Origin of the sequence: Bacillus sp. AFS017336 (assembly GCF_002555445.1) — a bacterium.
In the GTDB taxonomy this organism is placed as follows: domain Bacteria; phylum Bacillota; class Bacilli; order Bacillales; family Bacillaceae_G; genus Gottfriedia.
Genome location: NZ_NUCO01000030.1, coordinates 153,351 through 162,971, shown reverse-complemented (window position 1 = coordinate 162,971; position 9,621 = coordinate 153,351). Strand labels below are relative to the sequence as shown.

Genomic DNA, 9,621 nt, shown 5'->3' with positions numbered 1-9,621 from the left:
TTTAAGTTAGCATTTGTATTTATTAAAGTCTAAGGAAAAAGAATATCATATCTACCTTAATAATAAAGCTTTACCAATGTTTATAAAAAATGGCTTCACATTTTTAGTGGAGCGCTCGAAAAAGGAATTATTTAATTATTATAAAAAGATGAATTTAAATGAACAAGCAATGGAAATTGCACAATTAATTGTGAATGCTTAGCACTTATACTTTTATTATAGATCGGGGCTGTCTCTTAATTGAAACGGCTCTTTTTTATGAAGATTTTTTTTGGGGGAATTCCAGAGTTGTTATTAACAGAAAGACGAACAAATTATGTCTTTTGTTGATAAAGCTGTGAACTTTATTGATATATTCATTTTTTTGTTGATATTACTCTAATTTTTATTGATAAACCTTTTTTAGATAAAAAGAAGACAAGAATACTAATTTGTATCCTTGTCTTTTATTATTTTAAGAGAGAGTTATTTTTGAAAAAGTTAATTGGAAATCTTGTTGGGTGTTTATTCATTTTCATTATTAAACACCCATTTGGAATTGTATTACTTTACAGTAACCTGACGTGATACTGTACTACTCTTATTTCCTGCTTTATCAATAGCATATAAGTTAATTGTTAATTTACCTGCTTTTTGTTTTGGTAGTTTCACAGAAAATGTTCCATTACTAGAAACTTGTACATTTGCCACAACCTTACTACCAATTGAAACAACGATTTTTGCATTTGCTTCTGCTTTACCATTTACTTGGATACCTGTTTTAGAGCTTACAGATACATTTGTAATTGCTGGTACGCTTGGAGCTGTTTTGTCTAATACCGTTGTTTTAGCAGCTGAACTCTCGTTTCCAGCAGCATCTTTAGCTGTTACATACAATACTGATCCAGCTTTTTGTTTGCTCACTGAAACTTTAAATGTACCTTTTGAATCTGCTTTTCCTGTTCCGATTACTTTTGTACCGTTTTTAACTGTAATTGTCGCATTTGCTTCTGCTTTTCCTGATACCGTTACATCATTATCATCAACTACATTAATAACTGGTACTGTTGGAGCAGTTTTATCTAATACTGTTGTTTTACCTGAACCACTTTCATTTCCTGCTTGATCTTTCGCAGTTACTGAAAGGATTGTTCCTGCATTTAGTTTACCTACTTGGATTTTGTAAGATCCGTTTGAATCTGCTTTTCCTGTAGCGATAACGTTCGTTCCAATTTTTACAGTGATCGTCGCATTTGCCTCTGTTTTACCAGTTAATGTTATGTCTTTATCACTAATTGGATTAATTACAGGCACTGTAGGTGCTGTTCCATCCAATACGACTGTATCGAATACATTACTTTCGTTTCCGGCTTCATCTTTCGCAGTTACTGAAAGAACTGTTCCTGCTGTTTGTTTACCTACTTGAACTTGATAATATCCATCAGAATCTGCTTTTCCTGTTCCGACTACGTTATTACCAGCTTTGACAGTAACAGTTGCGTTTGCTTCTGTTTTACCTGTTAATACTACTGCATTATCACCAATTGGATTGATTACTAGAGTAGGAGGAGCTGTACGATCTAGAACCGTTGTTTGAGAAGCTTCACTCACATTTCCAGCTAAGTCTTTAGCAGTTACAGTAAGAATTGTGCCTGCTGCTTGTTTACCTACTTGAATGACGAATATTCCATTTGAATCTGCTTTTCCAGACCCAATTTCAGTATTACCATCATTTACAGTAATTGTTGCACCTACTTCTGCTTTACCTGTTAATAATGTGTCGTTATCCCCAATTGGGTTAATAACCGGCACTGCAGGAGCTACATGATCTTCTTGTTTTAATACTTTGATCGTAAATTCTTTAGTTGTTTTGTCCAGTCCTTTAGAAATTGTTGCTGTTAACGTTACAGTCTTGTCCCCAGTTTCATAAGTTGGGCGAATCACTGTGCCATCTTCTTTAATAACTGATGAATCACTTGAAGACCAAGTAATTGTTGTATCTAGGTTACCTTTTGTTGGTAAGTTTAGATTTGTTGTAACAACATTTTGATCAGTATTGTCTTTCTTAATTAGATTCCATACAACAGAAGCTTTTGCAGATAAAACAACTTCTGAATTAGATGAATTCTCACTTCTTACATAGAAACCATATCCTTTAGCTATATACGTACCATTTAATCGGAAAACCGCTGTTAAACTAACACCTGTATTTTGAGCCGGTCTAGTCACTTTCCCATCAGGAGCAATAACACCAGGAGTATCGGACATCCAAGTGATAGTTATTCCATCATTACCATAAGTTGTTGGTAAAACTAAGTCTTTTGTAATATCAGTTAATACTTTATTTTCACCAAGTAAATCTTCAGTGTTAATTGCATTGTATGCTCTTAACAGAAGCGTTCTACTTTTATTAGCTGTATCTTTTAATACTGTCACATTGATCGTCTTATACACTGTAGAACTGTTTCTTGTAATTTTTGCTACTAGTTCTACATGCGCATCACCTTCATCAAATAACGGTTTATATACTACACCTTTATTTGTTACGTGTTTTGTATCATCAGATGTCCAAACAATTCTAGAACCATTTGATCCAATCGTAGGAAGTGATAACACTGTGTTCACGTCGTTTTGATCTGTGTTTTCTCCACGAATTACATTCCATGTGATGTTCGTTGCATCTTCATTCGTCGCAATATCATCATTTTCTTCTTTCGCTGCTACTGTTACATTAAATGTTTTTACTACTGATGCTCCACCTACTAATACTGTTGCAGTAAGCGTAACGTTTGTATCTTGAGATTGTCTGATTACTGTTCCATCATTTTTAATTACACTTGTATCACTACTACTCCAGCTGATAATCGCATGATTTTTATCATCATAAGTTGGTAATGCTAAGTTTGTTAATAGTAATGATTGGTGTTTATTCTCACCATTGATCGTATCCCAAGTTAAAGCATTAGCTGCACTTACTGCTAATGGCATGTCTGCACCTTCTGATGTACCTAGGCGATAGACTACTACATTTTTAGTTAGTGGGTGAGTACCTGCAAAAGTTTTAGCTGGATTACTTCCAACGATACTACCGCCATCAATTTCAAAATAGTTTGCTCCAGGTTTTAGTTCACCTGTATTAAGACTAAATGATTTTACTCCTGCATTATTTTCATACCCTGCATAGATTTCACCAGTGCTATCATTTGCTAGTCCAGATTTATGCCATGCTGAAGTTTGGTCAAATAAATTTTTAACTCCATCAAGTCCATTTTGTTTTCGTTGCCAATCAGTCCAAGTAGCAAAGAATTGATCTTGAACTCCAGTAATTGTTCCTTTTACCGTAAAGCTTGAATCATATGTGAAGAATGTTGCTGTATCTTCATTGCCATGATCAATAATCGCATCATTAAATTTAACCTTTGGAATATAGGCATTTTTGTGCAACTTAACTTTGATTGTCGTTTCATTACCTAAATAATCAACCATCGTAATTGGAATCTCACTATCTCCTTGTGGGTAAGCTCCAATATCTTTTAAATATCCACTAATTGCATTATTATTTACTCCATTGAAATAGTAACTATCTGCTGGTATGCCCCAAGCTGGTTCTCCCGTTTTTAGATAATATATCGATACTTTATTTCGAAGATTACCAGCTAATAAAATCGGATTAAGGGCACTATCTGTATTATTTAAGTTACTATTCGGTGTTTGAATATATCCCGTAAATGCAGGGTCTCCACCTTCAGAAGGCCATACTTTATCTGGGCTTATTATCTTTGCATTACTTGCTAATGAATCTTTAAGAGTGATTGCTGGATTTTGAGTTGTACTAGCAATCTTTTGAATTGCAATATCTTTTGTCGCACTTTGTCCATTTAGCGTGTAATTTACAGTCACTTTATCGGCTGCTACATTTACTGCAAATGGATATTCACTTTTATTTCCTAATGAGTCTGTTGCTATAATTTTGATATCATGTTGACCACTTGCATTTGGTAATACAACTGGGTATCTAAACGTTTGAGTCGTTGTAGCGTCATATCTCGACCAAGATCCCATTGATTTTGGAGTCCCTCCATCAACAGAATACTCTACTTTATATCCTCTTGAATTTGAAACTGCATCTTTTACAGAAGCGTTTAGCATCAGAGCTACAGGATCGCCATCGTTCTTCACAATCGCTCTCATTGAAGTAGTATTTAATGCTGTAACTACTGGCGCATCTGTATCTACATAGGTCTCAATACCAATTGCTGGTACACCTGGATCATTCCATTTTTCACCTTCTGCCATCACGAAGTATTTCACTGCATAAGCGCCTTTAGGTAAAGTTGATGGAATAGTAACACTTCCCTTAACTGCATATTCACTATAATTGCTGAAATATGGAGTTTGAGTCGCATTTGCCAAACTAATATCGATTGGATCTCCAACAATTGAACTGCTATCACTGTAGTTCTTTAAAATAACTGCTTGGATCTTTTTAACACTATCTTTAGGACCTACAGCTTTGAAATTTAAATCATAGCTATCGCCTGGTTTAACGTTCGCTTCCCAATACATACTTGGAATATTATTATTTAAGGTTGCTGATGATAAATCAATCCATACGTGCTTACTTGTTTTCTTAACGATAATTGTGTGAGCCTCACCCATATTACCAATTTTATCGACTGGTGCAATATGAATAACGTTTAATCCTTCAACTAATCCAGGTACTTTTAGCTCATATGAACCATCTGCATTTTGTTTTACATTTTGCTGATAACCCCATTGTTCTGAACCGTTTAATGCCATGTAGACATTTCCATCAACATTTCCAGCATCACCATCATCCATTTTCCAACGAACAGTATAGCTATCTGAGTCTGTTGTTTCTGGTTTTGTTTTTTCGTCATAATCTGCTGAACGAGTAATATTCATTTTCGGTGCAGTTGTATCCTTGTACATCGGAATATAAACTGTCTTTTGCGGTTTTGCACTCGGCGCATCAGCAGTTGCAGTAATCGCAAAATAATATTGTCCATCCGGTACTTCTACTGCTTGATTCCAGAATCCCCATGCATCTGTTGGAAGTTGTCCAGGAATACCTCCAGAATACGGATCTGTCTTTTTAACCCAATCAGTATTCGATAAATTCGTAATCAGGTTATGCTCTTTATCTACAACATCAACTTTTAAGTTACGCGCATTTCGAAGTAACGCAACGACAGGTATCGGATATAGACCATTACCAACTACATAGTACTTGTCACCTAATGCGATTTCTGCTGGAGTCTTTGGTGGACCGTAAATAGTTTCATATCCATAGATATTACCACCCGCATTTAAACCTAATTGAGTTCCCCATGTAGATGCCGTCCAAATATTCGTATCTTTTGTATCGATTACATTTGGCTCATCCCAATTACCATAAAATCCGTTATATGGAACATTTAACGTTGGTAGAGATTTGTCAGTTGGTGTTAAGTACACATATCCCTCAATAAAGGTATTTTTAGTAGTAGTGTCCGCAAGTGATACTGTCACATTAACACGTTTAACTGTATTTGCAGGAATTGTAATCTCATTTTGATCGAAAGTAATATTCGCATCGTCTATATAACGACTGCGAATATTATCTGAATTTGTTTTTGTTTTATCATTCAATACATCAGTCATGACAGTACCGTTCACTTTATACGTAACCGCTTTATCAGTAAGATTTTGAGCAGTAAGTGAAAAAGTAGTCGTGTTGCCAATCTCTTTTAAACTAACGCTTCCAGTACCGTCTTTATTTGACACAACAACCGGTGTTTTCAGAGCTAAATCAGGGCGAACCATACCTGCACCTTGTCTTCTAGGTTGGTACTCTGTCATATAATCCTGGCGATTTGCCGGATTGTTGTCGTTAATATAGTCTCTCTTTGCTGGTATTGATGTGTTCATCATGACATTTTTTGTTAACTGCGCAAATGCTCTTGTTCCAGGTTGGAATCCTTTTGCAATTAAACCTTGCATTACATCTGCAACTGCTCCTGTAATATATGGAGCTGCCATTGACGTACCATCTTCATTTTCATATGTGTTATGCTTATCAGCTGTTACACGTACTGATGAATAAATAGCATGACCAGGTGCCATAATTTCTGGTTTTAATAATAAATCACTCGTAGTTCCCCAAGAGGTAAAGTCCGTTGGTTGGCCAGGATTTGATTCACTAAACGCTGAAGTTAATTTTTCATTTGAAATTTTAATTGTAAGAGGTTTTGGTGCAACTACTGCAAGTGGTCCTGAAAGTGGCCCTCCACCACCAATACCAATTCCTCCACCATTTAACTTTTTATATGCATCTTCTAGTTTAACTCCGTCAGCATTACTGATGAATGTGTAAGGAATTAAGCCAAAACCAACTGGATTATCTAGTGGTGCTTTACCTGCAGCATTATAAATAATGACACCTGCAGCACCTGCATTCTGTGCATTAATTACTTTCTCCGCTAAATTCAGAGTTCCTCGTTGTACTAGAACAATTTTCCCTGTTACATCTAGTCCACTATAATCAGAAGCTTGTCCAAGTTTTGGAGTACCGTCTGAGTTTGTACCTAAAGACACTATCTTATATTCTTTACTTGTGTCATTATTCCAGTGCCAATCATCTAGACCATCACCCGTGAATGAACCTAATGTTCCACCTGTTGATAATGCATCACTTGATGTAAACGTATATTTATGATTTGTCACGATATTGTTAGCTGCTGCAACTGTGAATGAATCTGGATATGATCCAGGCGTTCCGATTTTATTTAAATCCGGAGTTTGTCCGGTCTTAATCGATTGACCCATTCCACCTGAACGGTCAGCATATGCATTTGAAGCATTACCAGCCGCAACGACTACAACATGACCTGCATCTGTTGCATTACGAATAGCAATTCCTGTTGGGTCATTAGGGTCTCTTGTGTCAAATGCAGAAGATGAACCAAGACTCATATTAATAACATCTGCTCCTAATGCTGATGCATGGTCAATACCCTTTACAATATCTTCCTCAAATGCACCTGGGCTATAATCTGAAAATACTTTTTCTGCGATAATTTGAGCTTCTGGTGCAACCCCTTGAATAACAGGTCCAGAACCTGCAGCAATACCTGCAACGTGTACACCATGTGAACTTGTGTTACTTTCCGGAAGTTCTACGTGTGGGATTACATCGCTATCTTGATCCGCCCAGTCATATCCATCCACAACTTTATGTGATATCGTTCCATCTGGACGTGTGAATTTACCCGTTTTAATTCGAGCTTTACTCATATCATTTGGATCAGGGAATGCTTCGTGTGTATAGTCAACACCTGTATCAACAATTGCGACAACCATTCCTTCGCCTTTGTAACCAGTTGGTTGTCCAATTGCAGAACCATTCCATACATTTTTAATACCTGTTAAATCATGTTGTTGGTTAACTGCTGGATAAAATGTCTTTTGTACCGTAACTGCTTTAACAACCGATAGCGCTTTAATTGTTTCGATATCACCATACTTAATATTATCAATGCTAAATCCTTTAAAAATGTTTGTATATTCTTGTTTGAATTTAATTCCATCATCGCTCTTTACTTTACCGATTGATAAAGTACTCATAATATTATTTTTAACTGATTGAATATCCTTTTTTACTAGACTTTGTGCAGTACTTAAAGACATCTGGCTAACCCCAGTACCGCTTGTCATCTCAGAAGCAGTTTGTCCTTTTAATTGAACAATTACTGATACGATATCATCTGGTTTGTGCCTATCAGCATCAATACTTTCTTTATTTTTTAATAAATCTTTCTGAGCTTTTGTATGTTCAGCTTTTAGAGCTTTTAACCCTTTTTCTTTAAGTCCATCTATTTGATCATCTGACATGCTTGGTGAGTTTAGATTGTTCTCACTGTTAGTTACAAAAATACCCTGATTGGAATCCTTATCTTCTGTAACAGTTGGCAAATGTTGCACTAAATCTTCTGCTTTTACATAAGACACGTTCGACATAACTAGTCCAAAAAGCGATAAAGCAGATACGGCTTTAATCCATCTTTTCTTAATATTCATTTGGTTCCCCCCTACCAGTAAATCAATATTAATTTTCCGTTTAAAGTATTAAAAATTTTCCAAATACTTTAATCATAAACTAATAATATATGACGACATTAAAAACGTATATTGGGGGAATTTGGCAATTTTACACTTCCTTTTTAAGGATTTTTTTACAAAATTCAACGAAGTAAAATAAAAAATTATAAAATTCTAGTTAAAAATAATAATAAACAATAAAATTTGTAGAATAAACTCATAAAGTAGTAGTGAATTTTCATTGAACGAAATAATAAGTAAAATGTACAAATTTGGGGGAATTTGAGAAAGAAAGCAAGAAAATTTATTGTTAAACCATTATAACCCCAATAATTGTATTGATATTTTATTAAAATAATAAATGAACGTTTAAGTTTTTTCCTTCTTCTCCAATAGAAAAAACCTCTTAAAACATCTATAACTTAATGTTTTAAGAGGTTATAAATTTTCGTATTTTTAAACATAAAAAAACCACCAAACAATATGTATTGGTGGAGACGGTGGGAGTCGAACCCACGTCCAAGAATATCGGCACTTAAGCTTCTACGAGCGTAGTCACTGTATTAGAATTTCGCATACCATTCGGCCCAATGACAGGCTTCCTGATAGCTAGTCTGATTAATCTCTTCCATTCCCCTCAGACGGCGAGGTCCGGCGTAGCCCACTAATGAGTGAACCCCTCTAAGCTATGCACATGGGCGATACATAGGAGGAGCCTTTAGTGCAATTAAGCAGCTAAAGAGAAATTGTTGTTTTTGCCAGTTATTGGCTTTTGCGTTTTAACGAGGCCGACCCCTCGACTCGCGACTTAAGCTCGAACTACCCCTGTCGAATCCGTAACGCCCCCATATAAAATGCTCACAAAACTTATTCAGTCATGTTCGCTATGAGTGACTTACGAAGCATAAAGCAAAGGCTTCATAATCTATAAAATCTGCACATCGTGCTAAATTTTTGTTGGTGATTAACTTACAAACTTATTATAGCATATCCATCTCAAGTTGCAATTAACAATTGTTTCTAAAGAAAACCTAAAATTCCAATGCTTCAACATTTATCCAATTAGATTCTTTGACGATCTCTGAATGCACGTTCTACTTCACGTTTTGCTTCTTTTTTCTTTAAATCATCACGTTTATCATATTGTTTCTTCCCTTTACCTAATCCAAGTAATAGCTTAGCATAGCCATTTTTTAAATAGATTTTTAAAGGTACTAAAGTATAACCAGTTTCTTTTGTATAACCGATTAACTTCACAATTTCTCTATTATGTAGTAATAATTTTCGAGTTCGTAATGGCTCGTGATTATAGCGATTACCTTGTTCATATGGACTTATATGCATATTATGAAGCCATACTTCTCCACCTTGAACGCGGGCAAAGGAATCCTTTAAATTAGCTTTTCCAGCACGTAGTGATTTTATTTCAGTACCTTGTAATACGATACCTGTTTCATACGTTTCTTCAATAAAGTAATCATGATACGCTTTTTTATTTTGAGCAATTACTTTCCCTTCACCTTTTGGCATAATTAACACCTC

Annotated in this window: 2 protein-coding genes and 1 other RNA gene; all 3 read right to left on the bottom strand. The window is 35.4% G+C overall.

Annotation, left to right across the window (positions count from 1 at the left end; all coding sequences use genetic code 11):
• Nucleotides 1-543 precede the first annotated feature (543 nt).
• The 3 genes from CN601_RS18395 to smpB all read right to left on the bottom strand — a co-directional run bounded on the left by CN601_RS18395 (nucleotide 544) and on the right by smpB (nucleotide 9,609).
• Nucleotides 544-8,058 (bottom strand): Ig-like domain-containing protein, encoded by a 7,515-nt coding sequence (locus CN601_RS18395; RefSeq protein WP_098171879.1) that lies wholly within the window; start codon nucleotides 8,056-8,058, stop codon nucleotides 544-546.
• Between the two features lie 510 nt (nucleotides 8,059-8,568).
• Nucleotides 8,569-8,926: a transfer-messenger RNA gene (gene ssrA / locus CN601_RS18390) on the bottom strand.
• A gap of 215 nt (nucleotides 8,927-9,141) precedes the next feature.
• Complete coding sequence (smpB, locus tag CN601_RS18385) at nucleotides 9,142-9,609, bottom strand: SsrA-binding protein SmpB (protein ID WP_056469927.1); 468 nt, start codon at nucleotides 9,607-9,609, stop codon at nucleotides 9,142-9,144.
• Nucleotides 9,610-9,621 lie beyond the last annotated feature (12 nt).